The organism is Pseudomonas sp. FP1740 (assembly GCF_030687165.1).
GTDB lineage: Bacteria > Pseudomonadota > Gammaproteobacteria > Pseudomonadales > Pseudomonadaceae > Aquipseudomonas.
The window spans coordinates 1,249,386-1,274,040 of the sequence record NZ_CP117461.1; the positions used below are offsets into that span (position 1 = coordinate 1,249,386).

The window sequence follows — 24,655 nt, forward strand, 5'->3', positions numbered from 1 at the left end:
GGCTCAGGGCCTGTGTGTAGTTGCACATCGTTCAGGAGAGGGGCTTTACGGAGGTCAGGTATTGCACGAAGGCGTCCGGCTCCACGGCTTTGCTGAAGTAGTAACCCTGGCCTTCCTCGCAATGGAGCGCCTTGAGAAAATTCAGTTGTTCGAGGGTTTCCACCCCTTCGGCAATGACCGTCAGATTGAGGCTTTTGCCCAGGCTGATGATGGCGCCGACCAGAGCCGCGTCGTTGCTGTCACGGCCCAGGCCACGAATGAACGATTGATCGATTTTCAGTACATCGATGGGAAACCGTTGCAAGTAACTCAGGCTGGAATAGCCGGTGCCGAAGTCATCGATGGCCAGCCGTACCCCCAATGCCTTGAGCCGACTCAGCGCGACCATCGTGGCATCGACGTTCTGCATCAATACGCCTTCGGTGATTTCCAGCTCGAGCAAGGCCGGGTCCATGCCTGTGTTCTGGAGTATCTGTTCGATGCCGTCGACAAAATCCCGCTGGCGGAAATCGATGGCCGACACGTTCACCGACATGCACAGATTCGGCAGGCCCTTTGCCTGCCAGGTACGGGCTTGCCGACAGGCCTGGGCCAGCACCCATTTGCTCAACGGCACGATCAAGCCGCTGTCTTCGGCCACTGCAATGAAGTCTGTCGGGTAGATCCAGCCGTGCCCCGGTTTTTGCCAGCGGATCAACGCCTCGGCGCCGACCACCTTGCCGCTGCCCAGGTCGAGTTTCGGTTGGTAGTGCAGGACAAACTCGTTCCGCTCCAGTGCCAGGCGAATCCCCGACTCGATGGTCTGCTGTTCCCGCGCGCGCTGGTTCATCTCATCGATGAAAAAGCTGAAATCGTTGGGGCCGCTTTCCTTGACGTTGCGCATCGCGGTTTCGGCTTTCTTGATCAGTGCGATGGCATCGAAACCGTCATCGGGATAGATGCTGATGCCCAGGCTGGCCGTCACGCTCAAGTCGTGCCCGGCGACGTGCTGGGGCGCACGTATGGCGTTCAACAGTTTTTCGGCGATGCCCTTGGTCTGTTGGGGGTGGTGGATGTCGGCCAGGATCACCACAAATTCGTCGGAGCCGTAGCGAAACACCGAGTCGGAGGCGCGCACGCAGGCCACCAGGCTTTGCCCGACACGCTTGAGCATCTCGTCACCGGTCGGGTGGCCCAACGCATTGTTGATGCGCTTGAAGCGGTCGAGCCCCAGAAACATCACCGCCAGTTGTTTGTCATGGCGTCTGGACAAGGCCAGGGACTGGTTCAGCCGGTCACCCAGCAAGGTGCTGTTGGGCAGCTCGGTCAACACGTCGTACTGCAACAGATGAGACACCTTGAGCAGTTCATGGACCCGGGCTTCGATGGTTTGCTCAAGGCTCAGTACTTTCATCGCCGCGTCCTGCGCCATCTGCCACTTCCAGGTCAGGGCGCTGGCCATCTGGCGGATTTCCAGGCTGTCGAAAGGTTTTTTCAACACCAGCAATTGATCGCCGAACTCCAGCCGTTCGGCCATGGCTTCCCAGGTGTAATCGGAGAACGCCGTGCACAGCGCGATTTGCAGGTTAGGGTCGACCTTCCAGAGCCGCTCGATGGTTTCCAGACCATCCCAGCCCGGGGGCATGCGCATGTCGGTGAACGCCATGGCGTAAGGGCGACCTTCTGCCTGGGCCCGCTTGACCAGTTTGAGTGCTTCCTGGCCCTGATAGGCGGAGTCGAGCTGGAAGACCAGCCGAGTCGTTTGTGGGGTGTCGAACAGCGCGGCTTCAGTGCCGGCGAGGGTGAGTTCATCGTCGGTATCGGCGCCCAGAATCTTGCGGAAGTCCTCATGGATCGAGGGCGTGTCATCGATGATCAGAATGCGCCGGTTGGCCTGGATGAACGGAGTTTTCATTCCTTGTCCTCCGTGGCACGTTGCGAATCACCCGGCATTGCTCCGGGATTTTGATTCGCGTGCACGATGCTCCCGGCCTTCAACAGTTCGGCGGCCTGCTGGCTGCTGACCGCTTTGCTGAAGTAGTAGCCCTGGGCATTCATCGGTGAACCGGTAGCCATCAGCGAAGTACGTTGCTCCTGGGTTTCGACACCTTCGGCGATGATGCCGATTCCGACGTCGCGGGCGAAATTGATAATGGCCCGCAAGGTGGTGGCGCTGGCCGCGTCGTGGGCGGCGGTGTCGATGAACGCCTGAGCGAGTTTCAGGTGATTGACCTGGTAAGTCTTGAGGTAGTCGAACGAAGAGTATTCGGTGCCGAAGTCATCGATGGCGATCTTCACCCCCAGCTCATGCAGGCGCGGCAGGATATCGTTGTGCGTCCACTTGGTCTGGGCCAGGGTCGCTTCGGTGACGTCGAAACGCAGGTCCCACGGGCACAGATCCCAGCGGGCAGTGGTGCGCAACACGTCATAGATCAGCTCGGGACCACTCTTGAGCTGGGCCAGGGACAGTTTTATCGCCACCACCGGTGGTGCCATGCCTTCGTCGCGCCACTGGTGCATTTGCCGACAGGCGCGCTCCAGCACCCAGTGACCGAGGGCGATGATGATGCCGGTCTTTTCCGCCGCGGGCAGGAATGCCGGGGCTTCCAGTAAACCGCGTATGGGGTGATTCCAGCTGACCTGCGCTTCCATGCCGAGGATCTTGCCACTGCTCAGGTCTACTTCCGGCCAGTAATGCAGTTCGAGCTCGTCGCGTTCGATGGCGGTTTTCAAGTCGTTGGCGATGGTCATGCGCTCGACCACTTCCTGATTGATTTCCTCGGAGTGGAAGTGGTACTGGTTGCGGCCCTTTTCCTTGGAGCGATACAGCGCCATGTCAGCCTGGGTCAACAGGCTGTCGGCGCTGAGGCTGACCTGGGTGTAGCTGCTGATGCCGATACTGACCGAGACCCGCACGTCGTTGCCGGCCAGGGAGTAGGGCAGCACCAGCGCATCGCGGACCTTGGCGGCCAGGGCCGCTGACTGGGTCGGATCGCCGACGTCCAGTTGCAGAATCGCGAACTCGTCGCCCCCCAGGCGGGCGACCACGTCGTTTTCCCGCACGCAGGTTTTGATCCGTCGGGCGACCTCCTGCAGCAACAGGTCACCCACCGGGTGGCCCAGGGTGTCGTTGATGCGTTTGAAGTGATCCAGGTCCAGGTAAAACATGGCGAACGGGGTGGCCCCTCGCCGGGCGGCGGCGAACGCCTGATGCAGGCGCTCGATCAGCGTCGCGCGGTTGGCCAGCCCGGTCAGTCCGTCGGTGCGGGCCAGCAGGGCGATCTTTTCCTCGGCCAGTTTGCGTTCGGTGATGTCGATGATGATGCCTTCGACTTCCAGCAAGCGGCCTTCATCGTCGCGCACCGGGATGTATCGGTTTTCGACCCAGCGCCAGTCACCGTCGCCGGTGCGCATCCGGAATTCGATGGAAGCACCGGCTGCATGGCGGTCCAGCACCCGCGCCATGGCCGTATCGACTTTCTCTTGGTCGTCGGGATGGATCAGCTCCTGAGCCCAGTTGGACGAGGCCACCAGGGCCGCCGCGATGTGGCCGTATTTGGTGATGTTGTGGGAGATATACATCAACGGAAACGACGGTTCGCCGCGCAGCCGATACAGAATGGTCGGGCTGTTCTGCACAATGATGTTGGCGTCGGACAGCTCTCGGGTACGCTCCTCGACCGCTTGCTCCAGCAGGGACATCTTCAGCGCCGCGTCTTCGGTCATTTGCCACTTGGCGGTCAATGCGCTGGCCATCTGGCGGATTTCGATGGCATCGAACGGTTTTTTCAGGATCAGCAGGCGATCGCCCAGATCCAGGCGCTCGTCGATGTCTTCCCAGGAATAGTCGGAATACGCGGTGCAGAGCGCCACTTGCAGCTTGGGATCGACCTGCCACAGGCGTTCGATGGTTTCCAGGCCGTCCCAGCCCGGCGGCATGCGCATGTCGATGAAGGCCATCGCGTAGGGCGAGTCATTCGCCAGTGCGGTCTCGACCTTGTCCAGCGCCTCACGGCCCTGAAACGCGGATTCGATGACAAAACCTTGCGACGACACCGTCACGGGGGTGCCGAACAGGGCGTTTTCAGCGCTGGCCAGACTGTCGTCTTCGATCGATGACGGACTGAGAATCTTGACGAAATCCTCGTGGATCGACGCGGTGTCGTCGACGATGAGAATCCGACGATTAGTCCGCACAAGCAGCGTATTCACTGACATGCGCCTGTACTGACAGCAGTTTGGTGCGATGAGCTCATAGAGGGTATCCCTTCCCTGAGTGCTGGACGGAGCGGGCATTGTTTGGATCCGAGTGACCTGAGCATAGTCGTCCGGTCGGATATTCGCCCGGTTGACTGAAACGAATCATTTGCGGAGTCGGTCGGAAAATCATCTAGCCTGTAGGTCAGGCTCGGGAAAGTCAGAGGATGTTTTTTCGCGCCTGACATAGAGAGGCTGGTTTCACTTGAGGTATCGCCATGGAAGAGCAGCTCCCCACGACTGTCGCCGATAAACCCACGTTACTGCTGGTCGACGATGAGGAGTCGATTCTCAATAGCCTGCGCCGCCTGCTGCGCAGCCAGCCCTACGAGGTGCTGCTGGCCACCAGCGGTGCCCAGGCCCTGGAAATCATGGAGCAGCGGTCGGTCGATCTGGTGATGAGTGACGCGCGAATGCCCAATATGGACGGCGCCACGCTGCTGGCCCACGTCCATCAGCGCTACCCCGACACCACCCGGATCATGTTGACCGGTTATGCCGACCCCTCGGCCATTATCAAAGCCATCAATGAAGGGCAGATTCATCGTTACATCAGCAAGCCCTGGCACGATGAGGAAATGCTGCTGACGCTGCGGCAATCGCTGGCCTATCAGTATTCCGAGCGTGAGCGGTTGCGTCTGGTGCAGGAGACGTGGGACCAGAACGAAAAACTGAAGCTGCTCAACATCACCCTGGAAAAACACGTCGCGGCCCGCACCAGCGAGCTGCAACAGACCGCTGACATGCTGGACCTGGCTTACGAAGAGCTCAAACGCAGCTATGTCACCGGCACGGAAGTGTTTTCGTTGCTGGCCAACCTGCGCCTGCCACCTGCCAAGCAGACCAACCGGCAGATCATCGAACTGGTGCGGGTGCACTGCAAACTCCATCACCTGGACGAAGCCACCAGTCGAGACCTGACCATGGCGGCGGCGCTCTACAACATCGGTAAATTGAGCTGGACCGATAGCATGATGAGCACGCCTTCGGATCTGCTGCATCACAATGACCGCGAGCGCTATCGGGGTTATCCGAAGCAGAGTGAGTCGCTGCTGATGACGCTCGACCCGATGAAAGATGCCGCGCGGCTGATCCTGCACCACCAGGAGCGTTGGGACGGCAGCGGTTTTCCCGATCGGCTCAAGGGCGAGGCCATTCCGCTCGGTTCGCGGTTGCTGAAACTGGCGGTGGACTTCATCGAGTTGCAGCGCGGGCTGATCCTCGAACGGCAGATGAATAGCGATGAAGCCCTGGTGTATATCCGCCAGTACGCCGGTCGGCTCTACGACCCGGAACTGGTGGAGGATTTCATTCGGGTCTGCGCTGCTTACCTGAGCGATGTGACGCTGGCCGATCCGACGGTCAAGGTGCTGACCACCCGGGACTTGGCGGCGGGCATGATCCTGGCGCGCAACCTGAATGCCGACAACGGCATGCTGCTGCTCAATGCCGGCAAGGTGTTGAACGGGCCGCTGGTGGAGAAACTGATCGCGTTCGAGGCGATGGAAGGTGCCAAGTACAGCATCTTTGTGAAAGTGCCGGAGGAAGTGGCGATTCTCGAAACCAGTTGAGCTATCAGCACTGATCAACAGTGGGAGCGGGCTGTGGCGAGGGGGCTTGCCCCCGTTTGAGTGCGTAGCACTCACAAGATCTTTGATACATCAGAGACTTTGGGGCTGCTTCGCAGCCCAACGGGGGCAAGCCCCCTCGCCACAATGCTTTTCGGCGTGACGAAAAGCCGGCGCTCATGTGATCCTTGCGCCTTTTACCCAAGGCCAATCCTGATCCATGACGCTTTCATCCACCGCTTCGCCCCGCATCATCCACATTGCCGCTGCCCTGTTGATCGGCCCCGACGGTCGCACCTTGCTGGTGCGCAAGCGCGGCACCCAGGCGTTCATGCAGCCGGGGGGCAAGATCGAGGCTCATGAGCAACCGGTCCACGCCCTGGCCCGTGAGCTGGAGGAGGAACTGGGACTGGTCATCGATCCGGCGCACGCCACCTACCTGGGGCCATTCTCGGCACCGGCCGCCAACGAGCCTGGTTTTGTCGTACAGGCCGAACTGTTTCAGTTGACCATCGATTCTGACGTTTGCCCGGCGGCAGAAATCGAAGAGGTGCGCTGGATCGACCCGGCCACCAACGGCGATCTCACGCTGGCGCCATTGACACGCGACCTGATCTTGCCGTTTTATCGAGCTTCGCTGATCGAAACCGCCTGATCACCCAGACCCTCTGACTTCAAGGACAGGATGCCCATGATTCCACTTCAAGACTTACTGATTTTTGCCGCCGCGGCGTTGCTGATGGTACTCACGCCGGGGCCGAACATGATCTACCTGATCTCCCGTTCCATCTGCCAGGGACGCAAGGCCGGGGTGACGTCATTGCTGGGTGTGGTTGCGGGATTTCTAGTGCACCTGTTCGCTGCCGCAGCGGGTTTGACCGCGGTGTTCATGGCCGTGCCGGTGGCCTACGAGGTGCTGAAGTGGGCCGGTGCTTTGTACCTGCTGTGGCTGGCCTGGCAGGCGGTCAAGCCCGGTGCGCGTTCGCCGTTCGAGGCGCAGCAGTTGCCGGCGGACTCGTCACGCAAATTGATCACGATGGGTTTTCTCACCAGCGCTCTGAACCCGAAGATCGCGGTGTTTTATCTGTCGGTGTTTCCGCAGTTCATTTCCCCTGAGCACGGTTCGGTGTTCAACCAGAGCATCATCCTCGGCCTGACCCAGATCAGCGTGAGCTTCAGCGTCAACCTGCTGATCGCGCTGTTCGCCGCAGGCATCGCTTCCTGGTTCGTCAACAACCCGAACTGGCTGGCGATGCAGCGCTATTTCATGGGCTTCGTCCTGTCCGGGCTGGCGGTGCGGTTGATGTTTGAGCAGCGGCGAGTGGCCTGAACATGTGGATTCAGCGGCTTGATGCCAGTCATGCCCTGGATTATCGGGCGCTGATGCTCGAAGCCTACGACTCGCATCCCCAGGCGTTCACTTCCAGCGTGCGCGAGCGCGCCACGATGCCGCTGGGGTGGTGGGAATCGCGCCTGACCAGCAAGCTGGACCGGGTGCTCGGGGCGTTCGAGGAAGGGGAGCTGGCAGGCATCGTCGGCCTGGCCTTCGAGACTCGGGAAAAGGCCCGGCATAAGGCGACGCTGTTTGGCATGTACGTGACCGGCAAGGTGCGCCAGCGCGGGCTCGGTTATCAACTGTTACAGGCCGCGTTGGCTGAAGCGCAGAGTCATCAGGGCCTGAGGTTGATCCAACTAACCGTCACCGCCGGCAACGAAGCCGCCTTCAGGCTGTATCAGCGCTGCGGCTTCGTGCAATTTGGCCTGGAACCGTTGGCGGTGCGGGTCGGCGAAGACTACTTCGACAAGATCCATATGTGGCGCGAGATCACCGCTGAGCCTTGATCGTTCTATCGAACGGCACTAACCCCATCCAGCGTCGAAAACGACGTGTCCTTGGCCGTCAGTAAAAAGTCGCGCATGTACGGCGCATCCAGCATGTCGGCGCGGATCCCGGCATACAACGTCGCAAACAAGCCTTTCTCCCCCAGTCGCTTGGCCTTCACGTAACCCCGTGAACTGTACTCATGCAGCGCCCAATGGGGCATGCCGCAGACACCGCGACCGCTGGCCACCAGTTGCATCATCATTACCGTCAGTTCCGAGGTGCGCACCTGCGCCGGTTCGATGTCGGCCGGTTCCAGGAAGCGGGTGAAGATGTCCAGCCGATCGCGTTCCACCGGGTAGGTGATCAAGGTTTCCGTGAGCAGGTCTTCGGGCACGATGTACGGCTTGCTCGCCAAGCGGTGCTGGTTCGCCACCGCGAGCATGGCTTCGTAGGTGAACAACGGCACGTAAGTGATGCCCACCAGTTCCAGCGGATCGGAGGTCACCACCAGGTCCAGGTCGCCTCGGGCCAGCGCCGGCAGCGGGGCGAAGGAGAAACCCGAGGCCAGGTCCAGTTCGACTTCCGGCCAGGCATCGCGGAACTGGTCGATGGTCGGCATCAGCCACTGGAAGCAACTGTGGCACTCGATCGCCATGTGCAGACGCCCCGCCGTGCCACCGGCCAGCCGTGCAATGTCACGCTCGGCACTGCGCAGCAACGGCAGGGTGGCGTCGGCCAGTTGCAGCAGGCGCAAGCCGGCACTGGTGAAGCGCACCGGTTTGGTCTTGCGCACGAACAGCGGCATGCCCATGCGTTCTTCCAGCTCCTTGAACTGGTGGGACAGCGCCGACTGGGTCAGGTGCAGGCGGTCGGCCGCATCCACCAGGCTGTCGGCTTCGCGCAGGGCGTGCAGGGTTTTCAGGTGACGGATTTCAAGCACCGAGGGCTCCATGAGGAAAACTTGTGATCAACACGAAAAGGTTGAGTTTGTCTCATGTTGGCTGAGCTGTCGACAATAGCAGCATGTTTTACAGCATCCTTTATAGAGAGAAATTCACCATGGCTCTGGCCCACACACTTGGTTTTCCGCGCATCGGTGCCGACCGCGAACTGAAAAAAGCCCTCGAAGCCTACTGGAAGGGCGATCTCGATCAGGACGCCCTGAACAGCGTCGGCCGCCAATTGCGCGCCACCCACTGGCAATTGCAGAAAGACGCCGGCATCGACCTGCTGCCCGTGGGCGACTTCGCCTGGTACGACCAGGTACTGACCCATTCGCTTACCTTCGGTGTGATCCCCGAGCGTTTCGACAGCGTCAAGGATGAGCGCGGCCTGCCGACCCTCGACACCTTGTTCGCCATGGCGCGTGGTGCCACCGCGACCTGCTGCGGCGGCGAACATGCCAAGGCGCAATACGCCCAGGAACTGACCAAGTGGTTCGACACCAACTACCACTACCTGGTCCCGGAATTCACCGCCGACCAACAGTTCAAGCTGAGCTGGGAACAGCTGTTCGATGAAGTCGAAGAAGCCAAGGCCCTCGGCCACAACGTCAAACCGGTGATCATCGGCCCGCTGACTTACCTGTGGCTGGGCAAAGCCAAGGGCAACGACTTCGACAAGCTCGACCTGCTGGAATGCCTGCTGCCGATCTACGGCGAAATCCTCGGCCGCCTCGCCGCCCAAGGCGTGGAGTGGGTGCAGATCGATGAGCCGATCCTCACCCTGGATCTGCCACAGTCCTGGAAAAACGCCTTCGAGCGCGCTTACCACATCCTCCAATACTCGCCGCTGAAAAAACTCGTGGCCACCTACTTCAGTGGCCTGGAAGACAACCTCGGGCTGGCCGTCGGCCTGCCTGTACAAGGTTTGCACATTGACGCGGTGCGTTCGCCGGATCAGCTCGGCCAGGTTTTGGATCGACTGCCGACCTACAAGATTCTCTCGGTGGGGCTGGTCAACGGCCGCAACGTCTGGCGCTGCGAACTGGAGCAAGCCCTGGCACAACTGCAATTTGCCCAGGAGCGCTTCGGCGATAACTTGTGGGTCAGCAGTTCCTGCTCGCTGCTGCACAGCCCGGTGGACCTTGCGCGTGAAGACAAACTCGACCCCGAACTGAAAAGCTGGCTGGCGTTTGCCGTGCAGAAGTGCGGTGAGATCGCCGTGCTGCGCGATGCCCTGAACGATCCGCAAGCGCCCAAGGTGCAAGCCGCCCTGGCTGAAAGCCGCGCCATTGCGGCCAGTCGCGCCCAATCGCCGCGTATCCACAAGGCGGATGTTCAGGCCCGCATCAACGCCATCGGCGCGGCAGACAGCCAACGCCATTCGCCGTTTGCCAAACGGATCGAGCAGCAGCGTGCGCGCTTGCAGCTGCCGGCATTCCCGACGACCACCATTGGCTCGTTCCCGCAAACCGGTTCGATCCGCCTGGCTCGTCAGGCCTTCAAGCAAGGCAAACTCTCGGCCAGCGATTACACCGATGCCATGCACAGCGAAATCCGCCACGCCGTGCAAATCCAGGAACGCCTGGGGCTGGACGTGCTGGTGCACGGTGAAGCCGAGCGCAACGACATGGTCGAGTATTTCGCCGAACAGCTTGAGGGGTATGCCTTCACCCGGTTCGGCTGGGTGCAGAGCTACGGTTCGCGCTGCGTCAAACCGGCGATCATCTACGGCGACCTGAGTCGCCCGAACGCCATGACCGTCGACTGGATCACCTACGCGCAAAGCCTGACCGACAAGATAATGAAAGGCATGCTCACCGGTCCCGTGACCATGCTGATGTGGTCGTTCCCGCGCGAAGACGTTTCGCGCAAAATCCAGGCGCAGCAGTTGGCGTTGGCCCTGCGTGATGAAGTGGTCGACCTGGAAGCTGCGGGCATCAAGATCGTCCAGATCGACGAAGCCGCGTTCCGCGAAGGCCTGCCGCTACGCCGGGCGCAATGGCAGGAATACCTCGACTGGGCGGTGGAAGCGTTCCGCTTGAGCGCATCGGGTGTGCGTGACGAAACCCAGATCCACACCCACATGTGCTACAGCGAATTCAATGACGTGATCGAGTCCATCGCGGCGATGGACGCCGACGTAATCACCATCGAAACCTCGCGCTCGGACATGGAATTGCTGGAGGCCTTCGAAGCCTTCGACTACCCGAACGACATCGGCCCGGGCGTCTACGACATCCACTCGCCGCGAGTGCCGGACACGGCCGAGATGGTCAAGTTGATGAGCAAAGCGGTAAAGCGCATTCCGGCCGAGCGGTTGTGGGTAAACCCCGATTGCGGGTTGAAGACCCGGGCCTGGCCGGAGACTGAGGCGGCGCTGGTGAACATGGTGGCGGCGGCGCGGCAGTTGCGCAGTCAGTTGGCCTAAATCCTGCGGCGCCTGTTCTGGCGCCTTCGCGAGCAAGCCCGCTCCCACGGGGGAGAGGTCGATCACAGAAGTTGTGTACGACATCAATCCTGTGGGAACAGGCAGGTTTTCTCGCGAAGCAGGCGACTCGGTCTTGAATACGACCGCTCAGCACCCTAGCCGTAGGTCACCGACTGTGTGAATACCAGCGAAACGGGATAGTTGCCATACAAGCCTCTTACACTGATCCGGTGTGTGCCAGAACCCACTCCAAAAAGGACAGACTGCCAGAAGCCATTAGTGCCCACGTAAACGCGGTCCTGAACGACGATTCCATTGAGCAATATCTGCACCATTGCTCCGGGCGCGGCAACGCCATTCACGCTGATACCGGTCGTCCTTGTGTGCTGGTAGTCATACAGGCTCTGACCTCTTGCATTAAGCGCCAGTAATATGTGCGGTCTGACGGGAGCCGGTTCGGGTGCCAATACACTGAACGTCCACAGGTTCGAGGTTCGCCCTGTGGGTTGCTCCATAACGGTAAGTCGATAAAACGACGAGGCCGTTACTGTGACGGTGTAACTCCAGTTGCCGCTGTCGGGCACTTTGAATGAGTCGATGGGTTTCGGGACATTATCGTTTTGGAACAGTGTAAGTGTGCTATCCGGTTTACCCGTGCCGGACAACGTCACGCGATTGGTTTTGGTGCTGCCGCCGTTGGGAATCGAAGCGTTTGTATTGGCATCGATCGCTCTATTGATGAGCAGACTCCAGGTCTTGTTCAGGAGTGTTAACTCACGAACAGGGAAAAACGTGTCGACGCCACCCTTGTTGTTGAAGTTCGCAATCGAAAGCCCCATCACCTGACCGCCATCCTTGAACAGTTCAAGTTGCTGACGGTTGATGACTCCGCTCAACCCACTTTTCACATGATCGGCAGTAATCACGCCATCGAACAATATGATGGGATGATCGGCTCCCGCCGCATTGCTTCCACCCAAGGCCACGCGCATTCGGGTCCCTATGGCGATAAATAGCCAGCTCGCCAGACTCCAGCGCGCATCGCCTTGAAACGTGCTGAGGTCCAGCGTCTTGTGATCCGGCGCTTGTGCAATGCTGAGGCTCGGAAACACGATGGCTTCATCGGGTACAGCGGTGACTTCATAAGTGGTGACGCCGGAGTATTGGTCAGGTAGTTCGGGCTGGGACACACGGTATCGAAGTTTCATGAAGTGACGCAGGTTGGCGGGCACTGTCGTCAGTGGCAATTCGATCAGTAGCGTACCGTTGGCGTTACCTGGCTGCGTGGCCACGACAGGGCTGCCCAAGCCGGCGCGGCCAATCACGATCAGAGCGATACGATGGGCGGCGGACATGCCTTTATAGGTGATTTCGACGGTCGTGCTTTTTTCGGTAAGCCGCGGATTGATTCGGTTGCCGGTGGTCACCTCAACGAGCGTCGGAGGCGGGAGCTCCAGAGCCACATCCCCAACGCGTAACTCCAGTTCGGGCGCCGTCAGCGGCAGTGCTCGGTTACGTTCAATGTACCAGTCGATACGGATGACCTGGTGGTTCAGCGAGTCGATCAGTTCGAACGTCAATCTGAACTCAATGTCCTTACCGATGTGAGCGGCGGTAATGGGTAGCGAGTCGACCCAGACGAGTCTGTCGTCAGCGGTCCACACCTGAAGGTAAACCGTGTCGCCGACCTGGGTATGGGCCTTTGCCGGGCAAATGGCCGGAGTGCCGAAGGGAATATCCTTGGGATCGAGTACACCGTTTTCGTCCTTGCCGACGTTGACGACATCCAAGGTGTCTTCGACGGGGCCGATGTGCAAAAGCAAAGCATGAGATTCCAGGGGGGCGAGGTGATTTTCCCCGGTTACGGTGTAAGTAGCCTTGAATGAGCCACTCAGGTACGTGTCAAAGTGCCTCGTGTCGATCTCGAACGGCACGATGATTCCCGCCCCTGGGATCACCATCGAACGAGTGACAAACCTCTCTTCTATTTGCAGGCGAGTGGTGCCACCTGCGCTCGTGCTCAGACAGGTCAACGTTACCTTATCGCCAATTTCAAGCCCCTTGATGTCCGGGCCGACATACACAACGGTCTCTGCAAGGTCTGGCGACAGTACGCCGCCATGGGCCTGGGGGGCTGTAGGGGCGGGCCCGCGATATTTTTCGCCGACCAGCTCGGGAGAGTACGGGTAGGACGGCGTGCGGATCTTCTCGCCGTTCTCGATTCTGATGCGTTCGTAACTCAGCGTTATGGTCGCAGGGGCGAGTTGCTTCACGACCGCATAGGGAACAGGGAACGTTACGCTGGGTGTCCTGTAGATCAGGGGACCAAAGAGACGTGAAAATTCGGTCCTGGGGTCATAAAGCTTGAGCTCCACGGTGTCCCCGGTGATGGCGTCACCCCTTTTAACAGGCACGACAACCTCCATTGGATGGCCATCGAGAGTGTCGATGAACAACACGTCATCCACCGTTTCATTTACCCAGCACATGTCCAGATAGGTTTTATCCGGAACCAGCTCCCCGTCACCCATTTTTGAAGTGTGGCTGCTGTTGTGCACCTGATCGTGAATTCTGTAACTGACGAGCAATGGCTTGGCAGGCCCTATCAATTCAAGAACGGATGATGGGACAAAAATCGTGATGTCCTGATCAATCTCTTCGGGCTTGATCACGTAAGCGACGAGCTGATTGCCTACAGTCATCAAAACTGTGTCCCCCGGGCTCATGATCGTCCAGCGCGGAATGATGAAATCAACGCCTCTCTCAACCATCGCCTGATCGATGATCGATGGGAATTCAGGGGCTTGCAAAGGCACTCGTTCGCTGGAGTTGCCCGTCGGATCGAGGCTGTCCGGGAAGGTCGGCTTGAACCATACGACGATTCCGTCCGAGGACTCGGGGCCATTGCCGCTGGTGCGCTCGACGGTGTACCACAACCGGTGGATGCCCGGTCTTTCAATGGCGCCTCTGGGAATGAAACTGAGTACGTCCTGGTTGTTGTGATCGGAAGGGACCACGACTGTCTTGATCAGGGTACCTTCCTCTGTCGGATCCGGGACCTGGCCCGGCTCAAGGCGTTTGCCCATGTACAGCCGTATCGTGTCTTGCGCCGCCATCAATTCGTAGGAGTGGAAGAGAATCAGCCAGCCAATTCCGGCGCCAGCCGTTTCGTCAGCGTTGACCCCGTACGATGCCACGGGGTAGTCGACCTTGTGCCAGCCAGGAATCAGGACAGGATACAGATTGAGTATTCCATCCTGCGTAAATACCCCCTCTGACTTGATCTCTGCGAAGGGATCGACCGGTTGCTGCGGGCTTTCGTGTTGCAGTGCGGCCAATTGTTCTGCTGTAAAAGCGCTCATAGCATGCTCCGATTTTGAGATGGTGCCTGAACCGCTGGGCATTGGTGCGTCAGAGGATTGAAGGCTCGAAGCTGGCGGCTGGCAACTGTCATAAATAACAGGCTGAGGTTGTTTTCCGATGAGTGGTGGGCCCGCATGCCCCACAACCGTTCAGCACTCTTCATCAAACTGTCACGTAACTGTGGCAGCGCGCTTGTACAAACTTCATCAGACTCGCGCTCTACTGGAGTTCTGCGTTTCGGTGTTTTTCATGCGTGCACGATTTTTATCCACAGCGGTCTTTCTGATCGCTGTGTTGTTCAATTTCCCGTCTTTGGCGGCGTCTCGTTGCGATGTCAATGTTCCGACCGAACGGGTCGATCTGGATCAGGTGAGTCTGGCGTACCAGAGCATCGGCCGTGCGTCCGACCCTGCGTTGTTGCTGGTGATGGGCCTGGGCGGGCAGTTGATTCACTGGCCGGATGAGGTAGTGGTCGCGTTGTGTCAGCAGGGTTTCCGGGTGATTCGCTATGACAATCGTGATGTTGGCCTGTCGACCTGGCGGCAGACACCCGCTGAGGCCAATCTGACGTTCGAAGTGTTGCGCTACAAACTCGGCCTGCCGGTATCGGCGCCCTACACCCTAACCGACATGGCGGACGATGCCCTTGGGCTGATGGATGCCTTGCACATCCAGCAGTTTCACGTGCTGGGCGCCAGCATGGGGGGGATGATCGCCCAGCATCTGGCGGCGATGGCGCCGCAGCGGGTCGAGAGCCTGACGTTGCTGATGACCAGTTCGGGTGCCGAAGGCTTGCCGGCGCCGAGTGCGGCACTGGTGCAGCTGCTCGCGCGACGCAGCGCGCCGAATCGTGAAGTGGCGCTGGAGCAACAGGCTGATTTGCTGGCGGCGCTGGGTAGTCCTTCGGTCACTGATGATCGGCAGGCGTTGCTGCATCAAGCGGCGCTGTCTTATGACCGGGCGTTTAACCCGGAAGGCGTTAAGCGCCAGATCATGGCGATCCTTGCCGAGCGCAGTCGTGTGGATCTGCTCAACCAACTGCGGGTGCCGACGCTGGTGGTTCACGGCACCGCTGATCCGTTGTTGCCGGTGATGCATGGCGTGCATCTGGCGGCACACATTCGTGGCAGTCAGTTGAAGTTGATTCCGGGGCTGGCCCATCGTTTTCAGGAAGCGTTCAAGGCACCGTTGCTGGCGGCGGTGTTGCCGTATTTGCAGGCCCATCGCGAAGACACCTCGCACTGGGCGCAGATCGATCCTGTGGCAACTCCCAATCTTCTGTAGTTCCCAATCCAAATGTGGGAGCGGGCTCTTGTGGCGAGGGAGCAAGCTCCCTCGCCACAGTTCAAAAGTCACAGATTTCAAGGAAAGGGGGTTAGCCGTGCAGGCGCACCCACACGCTGACCAGCACCGTCGCCGCCATCAACCACGCCACTGCCGCCACCGCCAGCGAAGCCTCCAGCCGCATCCGGTCGACCATCACATACAAAGTCGCCAGATAGACGAAGTACGGAATGATCGACCACATGCCAAACACGATGGTGGTCTTCAGGTCATCCAGCGAACGCCCTTTGCCGACAATGTAATGAGCGATCAGCGCAAAGGTCGGAAACAGCGGCACCAGGCCTGCGATGTAATAGTTTCTGGTCTTGGCCAGCATGGCGAGGATCACCACTACCGCCGCGCCCAGGGTTGCTTTGAAAATCAGGTCCATCAGTGGCTCAGCCCGTATTTCTTCACTTTGTCGAACAGCGTGGTCTTGGCCATCCCCAGTTCCTGACTGGCCTGGGTCAGGTTGCCGCCGCTGCGCTGCAAGGCGTCACTGAGCAGGTTGCGTTCGAAAGCTTCCACCGCTTCGGCGAAGGCCAGGCCTTGATTGCTGCCGCTGGCGCCGGTCTTCTTGAAGGCCGGCAGGCCGAGGGCGAAGCGTTCGGCGACGTTGCGCAGTTCGCGCACGTTGCCTGGCCAGTCGTGGCTCATCAGAATCGACACGGTCTGGTTGTCCAGCTCGGGGGGCGAGCGGTCGAAGCGCAGGGATGACTGCTGCAAAAAGTGCTCGAACAATTGCAGGATGTCTTCGCGGCGTTCGCGCAGCGGTGGCAGTTCCAGGGTGACCACGTTCAGGCGGTAATACAGGTCGCTGCGAAACTCGCCGGCCTTGCTCGACTCATCCAGATCGGACTTGGTCGCGGCGATCACCCGGCAATCCACCGCCACGCTCTGGTTCGAACCCAGGCGTTCGAGGGTGCGTTCCTGCAGCACCCGCAGCAGTTTGATCTGCAACGGCAGCGGCATGCTTTCCACTTCGTCGAGGAACAGCGTACCGCCATCGGCGTGTTCGATCTTGCCGATCCGCCGTTTGCCGGCACCGGTGAAGGCGTTGGCCTCGTGGCCGAAGATTTCGCTTTCGAACAGATTCTCCGGCAGGCCACCGCAGTTCAGCGCGACGAACTGTTTGCTGTGCCGGCGGCTGAAGTCGTGCAGGCAGCGCGCAACCAGTTCCTTGCCGGTGCCGGTCTCGCCTTCGATCAGCACGTTGGCCGAGGTGTCTGCGACGTTGGCGATCAGTTCCCGCAGGTTCTGCATGGCCGGCGAGCGACCGATGATCCGGCCTTCGAGGGAATCACGCTCGAACAGTTGTCGACGTAACGAGGTGACTTCCCGCGCCAGGCTGCGTTGCTCCAGCGCGCGGCGGGCGACGTCCACCAGGCGTTCGGGGGAGAAAGGTTTCTCCATGAAGTCGTAGGCGCCTTTCTGCATCGCGCCGACGGCCATCGAGATGTCGCCGTGGCCGGTAATCAGTACTACCGGCAGGCTGCGATCGCGGGCCTTGAGCCGGGTCAGCAGTTCCAGGCCATCGATACCCGGCAGGCGGATGTCGCTGATGACGATGCCGGCGAAGTTATCGCCCACCCGCTCCAGCGCTTCTTCGGCGCTGCCGACGCCGATGCAGGGAATGTCTTCGAGCGTCAGTGCCTGTTGGCAACCGAGCAGCACATGGGGGTCGTCTTCGACGATCAGCACACTAAGGTCGTTGTTCATATCGGCTCGGCGGGAGTAGGGCTTACCAACGGTAAACTGAGGACGAAGGTGGTGCCACCGCTGGCCGGGTGTTCGACACCCAGATGCCCGCCCGTGGCGGCTGCCAGGCTCGCCGACAGGGTCAGGCCGAGGCCCAGGCCCTGTTCGCCGGGTTTGGTGGTGAAGAACGGTTCGAACAGATGCTTGCGTGCTTCGGCATCGATGCCGTGGCCGTTGTCGCGCACCCGCAGGCGATATTTGCCGTCGTATTCCTCGCCTTCGAGCCACAACGTCGGTTGGGGCTGCGACTGCATGGCATCGAGCGCGTTGCCGATCAGGTTGACCAGGATCTGCTCCAGACGGGTCTGGTCGATCTGCACCTGCACGTCGGTGAAATCGCGATGCAGTTGCAGCGGCACGCTTTCCATCCGGCTGCCCAGCAGTTGCAGGGCGGCGTCCACGCCTTTGCCGAGGCTGGCCTGGCCCTGGTCATCGCCGCGTCGGGCGAAGGAACGCAGGCTGGCGGTAATCCGGCCCATGCGGTCGATCAGTTCATTGATGGTCTTGAGATTGGTGCTGGCCACATCCAGCTGACCGCGCTCCAGAAAGCGCACGGTATTGCCGGACAAGGTCCGCAAGGCTGCCAGCGGTTGGTTCAATTCGTGGGCGATGCTGGTGGACATCTGGCCGATGGCCGCCAGTTTGCCGGCCTGGACCAGTTCATCCTGGGCGCGGCGCAAGGTTTCTTCAGCCTGTCGACGCTCACGAATCTGCCCCTTGAGCCGTTCGTTGCTGGCGCGCAGGTCGGTGGTGCGTTCGGTAATCCGACGCTCCAGTTGATTGTTGGCTTCCTGCAAGGCTTCCCGCGCCGCGAGGCGGGTGGCGATCACTTTGCGGCGCTCGTTCCAGGCGATCAGCAGGAAGGCCACCAGGGCAAACGCCACCGCCACCAGGATTCCCTGATTGATCGCTTCACGCCGCAGGTCTTGCAGGGGCGTGAGCAGGGTGAAATTCCACGGGGTGTCGCTCAGCGGCCGGGTTTGCGACAGGTAGCTGATGTTCTCTTCATCGGACACCAGTTCGCTGTTGGCGGGGAAGGTCAGTTTTTCCTCGCCTTCAGCCAGTTTCTCTCGGGCCAGCGGTTGCAGTTCATTCAGCGGATACCAGTAGTACTGAAGGCTGCGGGCCAGGCGTTCCTTGGTGTCGTCGCTCAACGGCAGCACCGACTTGAGCCGCCGCGCCGGATCGCTGGAGAGAATGATGATGCCGTTCTCGTCGCTGACGAACGCTTCCAGGCGCGCGCGCTGCCAGCGTTCTTCCATGGCTTCGAGGCGCACCTTGACCACCGCGACGCCGGTGATCTTGCCGTGTTCCTCCAGGCCATGAGCCAGGTAATAGCCGGGTTCGCCGCTGGTGCTGCCGATGCCGTAGAACCGCCCCGGCTGGCCGCGCACGGCGTTCTGGAAGTAAGCGCGGAAAGACAGGTCTTCGCCCAGATAACTGTCGACATCGCGCCAGTTGCTGGTGGCCAGTACGCGACCGGTGGTGTCCATCACATAAATGGCCCGACTGCGGCTGCGCCGGTTCAGGCCTTCGAGGTATTCGTTGACCGTCTGCCGGAGTTCTGGCGACGGGTCTGCCAACAGCTGGGAAACACTCGATTCGAGTTCCAGCAGGCTGGGCAGGTAGGTGTATTTGCTGATCTCGCTTTCGACGGCGCGCGCGTGCAGTTCCAGCTGACGCTGGCCGTTCTCGCTGAGGCTGCGAATGCCGTAGTGTTCACTGACCCAGAAGCCGATGTAACCCAATCCGATCATCAGGGCGATGATCAGCGGCGGCAGGAACAGATGGCGAATCAGACGGGGTTTCACGGCGAGTGATGGCGGCGCGGCGCGATAGAGAGTGGAGTCGCATTTCATCACAGATGCCTTGGGTCAACCACAACACAATATCCATATCCCCACGGGCCCCGTGGGAGTTGCTGTATGGCAAGGGGGCTTTTGTGGCGAGGGGGCCCCCTCGCCACAGCGGCCCCCTCGCCACAAAAGCCCGCTCCCACAATTGGGGGAGCGGTGCCTTCCTTCTTAGTGCTGCAGAATTTTCTCGAGGAAATGCTGCGCACGCTCGGAGCGGGCGTTGATGTCGCCGAAGAACTCTTCTTTCTTGCAGTCTTCGATAATCTTGCCGGCGTCCATGAAGATCACCCGGTCCGCGACCTTGCGGGCGAAGCCCATTTCGTGGGTCACGCACATCATGGTCATGCCTTCGTGGGCCAGTTGCACCATCACATCCAGCACTTCGTTGACCATTTCCGGGTCCAGTGCCGAGGTCGGTTCGTCGAACAGCATGACGATCGGGTCCATCGCCAGCGCACGGGCGATCGCCACACGCTGTTGCTGGCCACCGGAAAGCTGGCCCGGGTGCTTATGCGCATGGGCAGACAGCCCGACGCGCTCAAGCAGTTGCAGGCCTTTCTTGGTGGCTTCTTCCTTGCTGCGACCCAACACCTTGATCTGCGCGATGGTCAGGTTTTCGGTGATGGTCAGGTGCGGGAACAGTTCGAAATGCTGGAACACCATGCCCACCCGCGAACGCAGTTTCGGCAGGTTGGTCTTCGGATCGGCGATGGACGTGCCATCGACGATCAGGTCGCCTTTCTGGAACGGTTCCAGTGCATTGACGCACTTGATCAGGGTGGATTTGCCGGAACCGGACGGCCCGCACACCACGATCACCTCGCCTTTTTTGACCTCGGTGCTGCAATCAGTCAGTACCTGGAAGTCCCCATACCACTTGTTGACGTTCTTGATAGAGATCATACGGCGAACCTTTTTTGCAGACGCTTGACCAGCTGCGAGGCGGCAAAGCTGATGATGAAGTACGTGAGACCTGCGAAGATCAGGAACTCATTGGAGCGGCCGATGATGTCGCCACTGGCACGCGAGGCATTGAGGAAGTCCACCAGGCCGACCGCGTAGACCAGCGAGGTGTCCTGAAACAGGATGATGCTCTGTTGCAACAGCAGCGGGGTCATCTTGCGGAACGCTTGCGGCAGGATGATCAACCGCATCATCTGGCCATACGTCATACCCATGGCCTGGGCGGCACTCATCTGGCCCTTGGGAATCGACTGCACCCCGGCCCGGACGATTTCGCAGAAGTACGCTGCTTCGAACATCATGAACGCCACGATGCACGAGGCGAACGCGCCGATCGGGGTGTCTTCGCCGGTGATCCAGCGCAATACGAACGGCACCGCCAGGTAGAACCAGGTGATGACCAGCAGCAGCGGGATCGAGCGGAAGTAGTTGACGTAGGCGCCGGCAATGTTCGACAGCAGTTTGTTGTGGGACAGGCGCATCAACGCCAGGACCGTGCCGAGGATGATCCCGCCGCTCACGCCCAGGGCCATCAGCTGGAGGGTCATGACCATGCCGTTCCACATACCCGGCAGGGACGGAATGATGCCCGAGAAGTCGAATTCCATCATTTACCCCCTACGGAAATCAGGCCCGGCACGGCGACTTTCTTCTCGACCGCGCGCATCAGCAGCATCAGGCTCATGTTCAGGGTGAAGTAGATCAGCGTTGCCAGGGTGAAGGCTTCGAACAGGTTGGCGGAGAACTCGGCGGTCTGTTTGGTCTGCGCCAGCAGCTCCATCAGGCCGATCAGCGACGCGACGGAGGAGTTCTTGAACACGTTCAGGAATTCCGAAGTAAGCGGCGGAATGATGATGCGGTAAGCCTGGGGCAGCAGTACGTTCCAGTAGATCTGCGGCAGCTTGAAACCCATGGCGCGGGCAGCGGATTCCTGGCCGCGGGGCAGCGCCTGGATACCGGTGCGCACTTGTTCGCAAACCCGGGCCGTGGTGAACAGGCCCAGGCACACGACGACACTGAGGAAGGCCGAGGTGGTCGGGTTCAGGTCCTGCTTGTACCAGTCCTGCAGGTTTTGCGGCAGCAGGTCGGGCACCAGGAAGTACCAGATGAACAGCTGCACCAGCAGTGGCACGTTACGGAAGAGTTCGACGTAGCAGGTCGCGATGCCCGATACGATGCGATTCGGCACCGTGCGCATGACACCCAGGATCGAGCCCAGCAGCAGCGCGATGATCCAGGCGGCGACGGCGATGGCGATGGTCCAGCCTAAACCGGAGAGGTACCAGTCGAAATAAATTTCGCTGCCCACGCCGGTGGACTTGAAGAACACGCCCCAGTCCCAGTTGTAATTCATTAGGGTCTCCCCTCGGATTCGATCGATGTACAAGTGCCCGATGACGGTCAGGCACACGCGAACGGCTCGACAACCACCGGTTCGAGTGTTTCCAGAAATGCCAGCAGGGAGTGACAACCCCTGAAAGGGCAGAGGCCTTCTCAGGGGGTAACGTTAGTCAGAAATCAGGATTTCTTTTCGTCAGCCGCTTTGTCGGTCGGATTGGCGATCAGGGTCTTGAGCTCGTCGCTCATCGGGAAGTTCAGGTTCAGGCCTTTTGGCGGGATTGGCTGCATGAACCATTTTTCGTAGATCTTGTTGATCTCGCCCGACTTGTAGGTCGCGATGATTGCGTCGTCGACGGCTTTCTTGAACGGTGCGTCGCCCTTGCGGACCATGCAGCCGTAGATTTCGAACGATTGTGGTGTGCCGGTCACGGCCCAGTCATCCGGCTTCTTGGCCTTGGCCATTTCACCGGCCAGCAAGGCGTCGTCCATCATGAAGGCCACGGCACGGCCGGTTTCCAGCATCTGGAAGGATTCGCCGTGGTCTTTGGCGGAGATCACGTTCATGCCCATCTGCTTGTCGGCATTCATCGACTTGAGGATGCGCTCGGACGTGGTGCCGGCGGTGGTCACGACGTTCTTGCCTTTGAGGTCGGCGAAGTCTTTGTAGGGCGAGTCTTTCTTGGCCAGCAGCTTGGTGCCGATTTCGAAGATGCCGACGGAGAAGTCAACTTGTTGCTGACGTTCGACGTTGTTGGTGGTGGAGCCGCACTCGACGTCCACGGTGCCGTTCTGCACCAGCGGGATACGGGTTTGCGAGGTCACCAGGTTGTATTTGACCTGGAGGTTGGGCATGTCCAGGTCTTTCTTGATGGCTTCGACGATTTTCAGCTGGACATCGTGGGAGTAGCCAACCGGTTTGCCGGAGGCGTCCGCGATGTAGGAAAACGGAATGGAAGCGTCACGATGCCCGAGGGTGATGGTGCCGGACTCTTTGATCTTCTTCAGTGTGCCGGTGAGTTCGGCGGCGAAAACTGGAGTGCTAATCAGAGCGGCAGCAATGGCTGCGCCCAGGAGATGGGGAACGATGCGCATCAAATTTTCCTCGACATTGTTTTTTTTATGGAGCCAGTTCATCGGCCTTTTTTGGTGCTTCGAATGCCTGGCGGCTCCTGAAGGAGTAGCGCAATAAACATTCGTCAGGGAGAGTAGAGCATGACTCGTGCCAGACCATGCATCATCTAGCAATTTATTGATTTTTAAGAGTATTTTAATGTTTATGACGTTGAGTTTATTGTCGGATGATCCGGTTTTCCGAATCGACCGAGGAGTCGCGTTCGGAAAACCGAATGGATTAACTCGCACAAAGCCTCGCTCCTACAGTAATGCGCGGTATGAAAAAGCCCCTGAATCGTGAGATTCAGGGGCTTTGGTTTAACCGGATATCCGATCAGGCTGCTTCGATCTTGCTGCGGTTCTGTTCGAGCTTGTTCAGGTAATCCTTGAGCTTCTGCTGTTCCGCCGCAGTGGTGAACAGCCCAAGCTTGCTGCGGCGCCACAGGATGTCATCGGCGGTGGTCGCCCATTCTTCGCTGCACAGGTAGTCGACTTCGCGGGTGTAGAGGCCGCCGCCGATGTGTTCACCCAGGTCACCGAGGTTTTCCACGCCTTCGAGCATGCGCCAGGTGCGGTTGCCGTAAGTGGTGGACCAGCGTCGGGCGATCTCGGTGGGGATCCAGTCGAACTTGTCGCGGATCCGCGAACTCAATGCCTGCGGAGTCGTCATGTCTTCGCCACCGGGCAGGGGCGCGCTGGCGGTCCAGCTTGGCTTGATGTGCGTGAAGTACGGGGCCAGTTGCGCCAGCGCCGACTCGGCCAGTTTGCGGTAGGTCGTCAGCTTGCCGCCGAACACCGACAGCAACGGCGCTTCTTCACCAGAACCCGACAACGCCAGGGTGTAGTCGCGGGTGACGGCCGACGGGTTGTCGGATTCGTCGTTGCACAGCGGACGAACGCCGGAGTAGCTGTGCAGGATGTCCGCGCGGCTGAGTTGTTTCTTGAAGTGGGCATTGACCACTTTCAGCAGGTAATCGGTTTCGCCTTCAGTGATTGCCACTTTTGCCGGGTCGCCGGTGTACTCGCGGTCGGTGGTGCCGATCAGGGTGAAGTGGTTCAGGTACGGAATGGTGAAGACGATACGCTGATCTTCGTTTTGCAGAATATGCGCGTGTTCGCCTTCGTACAGTTTTGGCACGATCAGGTGGCTGCCCTGGATCAGACGGATGCCGTACGGCGATTCCATCTTCAGGTCGTCACGAATGAACTGAGCGACCCATGGACCGGCAGCGTTCACCAGTGCCTTGGCGCGGATCGAAAACAGGCTGCCATCGGCGCGTTCCAGGTTCATGTGCCACAGGCCCTTGGTGCGACGGGCGCTGACGCAGCGGGTTTGCGTATGAACGTGGGCACCTTTCTCGCGGGCGGCCATGGCGTTCAGTACGACGAGGCGTGCGTCATCGACCCAGCAATCGGAATATTCGAAGCCTTTGGTGATTTCGCTTTTCAGCGGGCTGTCCGGGCCGAACTTCAGGCTTTTCGAGCCTTCGAGTTTTTCCCGTTTGCCGAGGTGGTCATAAAGGAACAGGCCGGCGCGGATCATCCAGGCCGGACGCAGGTGCGGGCGGTGGGGCAGCACGAAGCGCATCTGTTTGACGATGTGCGGCGCCTTGGCCAGCAGCACTTCGCGCTCGGCAAGGGCTTCGCGCACCAGGCGGAATTCATAATGCTCCAGGTAGCGCAGGCCACCGTGGATCAGCTTGCTGCTGGCCGACGAAGTGTGGCTGGCCAGATCATCCTTTTCGCAAAGGAACACCGAAAGGCCGCGACCGGCGGCATCCGCTGCGATCCCCACGCCATTGATCCCACCACCAATGACGGCGATATCGTAGACCTCGGCGAGAGGGGGCGTAGGCAAGGTAGAAGTGGGCATCGGCTGGCCTCGGGCTTTTTGGATTTCTATATTTGAATTCGAACATTAATGTTCATTTGCGAAA

The 24,655-nt window shown here is 59.8% G+C and carries 18 protein-coding genes; 6 read left to right on the forward strand and 12 right to left on the reverse strand.

The window, feature by feature from the left end:
* Positions 1–31: 31 nt before the first annotated feature.
* Positions 32–1,894 carry a bifunctional diguanylate cyclase/phosphodiesterase gene (locus PSH69_RS05375; protein ID WP_064616301.1) on the reverse strand — a complete coding sequence of 621 codons (1,863 nt, stop codon included), beginning with the start codon at positions 1,892–1,894 and terminating at the stop codon, positions 32–34.
* The gene (locus PSH69_RS05380; protein WP_305411291.1) at positions 1,891–4,197 is read right to left on the reverse strand and encodes an EAL domain-containing protein; all 2,307 of its coding nucleotides are present in this window, start codon (positions 4,195–4,197) and stop codon (positions 1,891–1,893) included. Before PSH69_RS05380 ends, PSH69_RS05375 begins: the two co-directional genes overlap by 4 nt.
* A gap of 257 nt (positions 4,198–4,454) precedes the next feature.
* On the opposite strand from PSH69_RS05380, the gene PSH69_RS05385 reads away from it, so the two are divergent.
* From PSH69_RS05385 to PSH69_RS05400, 4 genes are all read left to right on the forward strand, one after another.
* Positions 4,455–5,807, forward strand: a complete 1,353-nt coding sequence (locus PSH69_RS05385) for an HD domain-containing phosphohydrolase (protein WP_305411292.1) — start codon at positions 4,455–4,457, stop codon at positions 5,805–5,807.
* A 217-nt stretch (positions 5,808–6,024) separates the two neighbouring features.
* Entirely contained in the window at positions 6,025–6,459 is a 435-nt protein-coding gene (locus tag PSH69_RS05390; protein WP_305411294.1) for an NUDIX domain-containing protein, read from the forward strand.
* A gap of 36 nt (positions 6,460–6,495) precedes the next feature.
* Positions 6,496–7,134: a LysE family translocator gene (locus PSH69_RS05395; protein ID WP_019581569.1), complete on the forward strand. Its 639-nt coding sequence runs from the start codon at positions 6,496–6,498 to the stop codon at positions 7,132–7,134.
* A 2-nt stretch (positions 7,135–7,136) separates the two neighbouring features.
* Positions 7,137–7,646, forward strand: coding sequence for a GNAT family N-acetyltransferase (locus PSH69_RS05400; RefSeq protein WP_305411295.1), 510 nt, complete (start codon positions 7,137–7,139; stop codon positions 7,644–7,646).
* Positions 7,647–7,651: 5 nt separating this feature from the next.
* Here PSH69_RS05400 and metR read toward each other — a convergent pair whose 3' ends face one another.
* Entirely contained in the window at positions 7,652–8,569 is a 918-nt protein-coding gene (gene metR / locus PSH69_RS05405; RefSeq protein ID WP_018926627.1) for a transcriptional regulator MetR, read from the reverse strand.
* 119 nt (positions 8,570–8,688) lie between these two features.
* Here metR and metE point away from each other — a divergent pair, with 119 nt between their 5' ends.
* Positions 8,689–11,001, forward strand: coding sequence for a 5-methyltetrahydropteroyltriglutamate--homocysteine S-methyltransferase (gene metE / locus PSH69_RS05410; protein WP_305411297.1), 2,313 nt, complete (start codon positions 8,689–8,691; stop codon positions 10,999–11,001).
* Positions 11,002–11,156: 155 nt separating this feature from the next.
* Here the strand turns inward: metE and PSH69_RS05415 are convergent, their stop codons facing one another.
* Positions 11,157–14,363, reverse strand: coding sequence for a hypothetical protein (locus tag PSH69_RS05415; RefSeq protein ID WP_305411298.1), 3,207 nt, complete (start codon positions 14,361–14,363; stop codon positions 11,157–11,159).
* Positions 14,364–14,613: 250 nt separating this feature from the next.
* Here PSH69_RS05415 and PSH69_RS05420 point away from each other — a divergent pair, with 250 nt between their 5' ends.
* Positions 14,614–15,648: an alpha/beta fold hydrolase gene (locus tag PSH69_RS05420; protein ID WP_305411299.1), complete on the forward strand. Its 1,035-nt coding sequence runs from the start codon at positions 14,614–14,616 to the stop codon at positions 15,646–15,648.
* Between the two features lie 91 nt (positions 15,649–15,739).
* Here PSH69_RS05420 and PSH69_RS05425 read toward each other — a convergent pair whose 3' ends face one another.
* The 8 genes from PSH69_RS05425 to glpD form a co-directional block, all read right to left on the reverse strand.
* Complete coding sequence (locus tag PSH69_RS05425; RefSeq protein ID WP_172901245.1) at positions 15,740–16,069, reverse strand: GlpM family protein; 330 nt, start codon at positions 16,067–16,069, stop codon at positions 15,740–15,742.
* Positions 16,070–16,077: 8 nt separating this feature from the next.
* The gene (locus tag PSH69_RS05430) at positions 16,078–17,358 is read right to left on the reverse strand and encodes a sigma-54 dependent transcriptional regulator (RefSeq protein WP_230139365.1); all 1,281 of its coding nucleotides are present in this window, start codon (positions 17,356–17,358) and stop codon (positions 16,078–16,080) included.
* A gap of 44 nt (positions 17,359–17,402) precedes the next feature.
* Positions 17,403–19,304 (reverse strand): sensor histidine kinase, encoded by a 1,902-nt coding sequence (locus PSH69_RS05435; protein WP_305411300.1) that lies wholly within the window; start codon positions 19,302–19,304, stop codon positions 17,403–17,405.
* A gap of 165 nt (positions 19,305–19,469) precedes the next feature.
* Complete coding sequence (locus tag PSH69_RS05440; RefSeq protein ID WP_019581562.1) at positions 19,470–20,204, reverse strand: amino acid ABC transporter ATP-binding protein; 735 nt, start codon at positions 20,202–20,204, stop codon at positions 19,470–19,472.
* A complete protein-coding gene (locus PSH69_RS05445; protein ID WP_018926620.1) occupies positions 20,201–20,872 on the reverse strand; it encodes an amino acid ABC transporter permease in 672 nt (223 codons plus the stop codon). Before PSH69_RS05445 ends, PSH69_RS05440 begins: the two co-directional genes overlap by 4 nt.
* The gene (locus tag PSH69_RS05450) at positions 20,872–21,618 is read right to left on the reverse strand and encodes an amino acid ABC transporter permease (protein WP_018926619.1); all 747 of its coding nucleotides are present in this window, start codon (positions 21,616–21,618) and stop codon (positions 20,872–20,874) included. The genes PSH69_RS05445 and PSH69_RS05450 overlap by 1 nt, the downstream gene beginning before the upstream one ends.
* Positions 21,619–21,782: 164 nt before the next feature.
* Positions 21,783–22,697 (reverse strand): glutamate/aspartate ABC transporter substrate-binding protein, encoded by a 915-nt coding sequence (locus tag PSH69_RS05455; protein WP_204124682.1) that lies wholly within the window; start codon positions 22,695–22,697, stop codon positions 21,783–21,785.
* A gap of 355 nt (positions 22,698–23,052) precedes the next feature.
* On the reverse strand, positions 23,053–24,591 hold the full coding sequence (gene glpD / locus PSH69_RS05460) for a glycerol-3-phosphate dehydrogenase (RefSeq protein ID WP_258613187.1): 1,539 nt from the start codon (positions 24,589–24,591) through the stop codon (positions 23,053–23,055).
* Positions 24,592–24,655 lie beyond the last annotated feature (64 nt).

Excerpts from the sequence above, each read along its gene's own strand:
- PSH69_RS05390 (WP_305411294.1), top strand. The coding sequence starts at position 6,025 with ATGACGCTTTCATCCACCGCTTCGCCCCGCATCATCCACATTGCCGCT.
- PSH69_RS05435 (WP_305411300.1), bottom strand. The coding sequence starts at position 19,304 with ATGAAATGCGACTCCACTCTCTATCGCGCCGCGCCGCCATCACTCGCC.
- metE (WP_305411297.1), top strand. The coding sequence starts at position 8,689 with ATGGCTCTGGCCCACACACTTGGTTTTCCGCGCATCGGTGCCGACCGC.
- PSH69_RS05415 (WP_305411298.1), bottom strand. The coding sequence starts at position 14,363 with ATGAGCGCTTTTACAGCAGAACAATTGGCCGCACTGCAACACGAAAGC.
- PSH69_RS05380 (WP_305411291.1), bottom strand. The coding sequence starts at position 4,197 with ATGTCAGTGAATACGCTGCTTGTGCGGACTAATCGTCGGATTCTCATC.
- PSH69_RS05400 (WP_305411295.1), top strand. The coding sequence starts at position 7,137 with ATGTGGATTCAGCGGCTTGATGCCAGTCATGCCCTGGATTATCGGGCG.
- PSH69_RS05445 (WP_018926620.1), bottom strand. The coding sequence starts at position 20,872 with ATGGAATTCGACTTCTCGGGCATCATTCCGTCCCTGCCGGGTATGTGG.
- PSH69_RS05455 (WP_204124682.1), bottom strand. The coding sequence starts at position 22,697 with ATGCGCATCGTTCCCCATCTCCTGGGCGCAGCCATTGCTGCCGCTCTG.
- PSH69_RS05375 (WP_064616301.1), bottom strand. The coding sequence starts at position 1,894 with ATGAAAACTCCGTTCATCCAGGCCAACCGGCGCATTCTGATCATCGAT.
- PSH69_RS05395 (WP_019581569.1), top strand. The coding sequence starts at position 6,496 with ATGATTCCACTTCAAGACTTACTGATTTTTGCCGCCGCGGCGTTGCTG.
- PSH69_RS05385 (WP_305411292.1), top strand. The coding sequence starts at position 4,455 with ATGGAAGAGCAGCTCCCCACGACTGTCGCCGATAAACCCACGTTACTG.
- glpD (WP_258613187.1), bottom strand. The coding sequence starts at position 24,591 with ATGCCCACTTCTACCTTGCCTACGCCCCCTCTCGCCGAGGTCTACGAT.
- PSH69_RS05420 (WP_305411299.1), top strand. The coding sequence starts at position 14,614 with ATGCGTGCACGATTTTTATCCACAGCGGTCTTTCTGATCGCTGTGTTG.
- PSH69_RS05440 (WP_019581562.1), bottom strand. The coding sequence starts at position 20,204 with ATGATCTCTATCAAGAACGTCAACAAGTGGTATGGGGACTTCCAGGTA.
- PSH69_RS05450 (WP_018926619.1), bottom strand. The coding sequence starts at position 21,618 with ATGAATTACAACTGGGACTGGGGCGTGTTCTTCAAGTCCACCGGCGTG.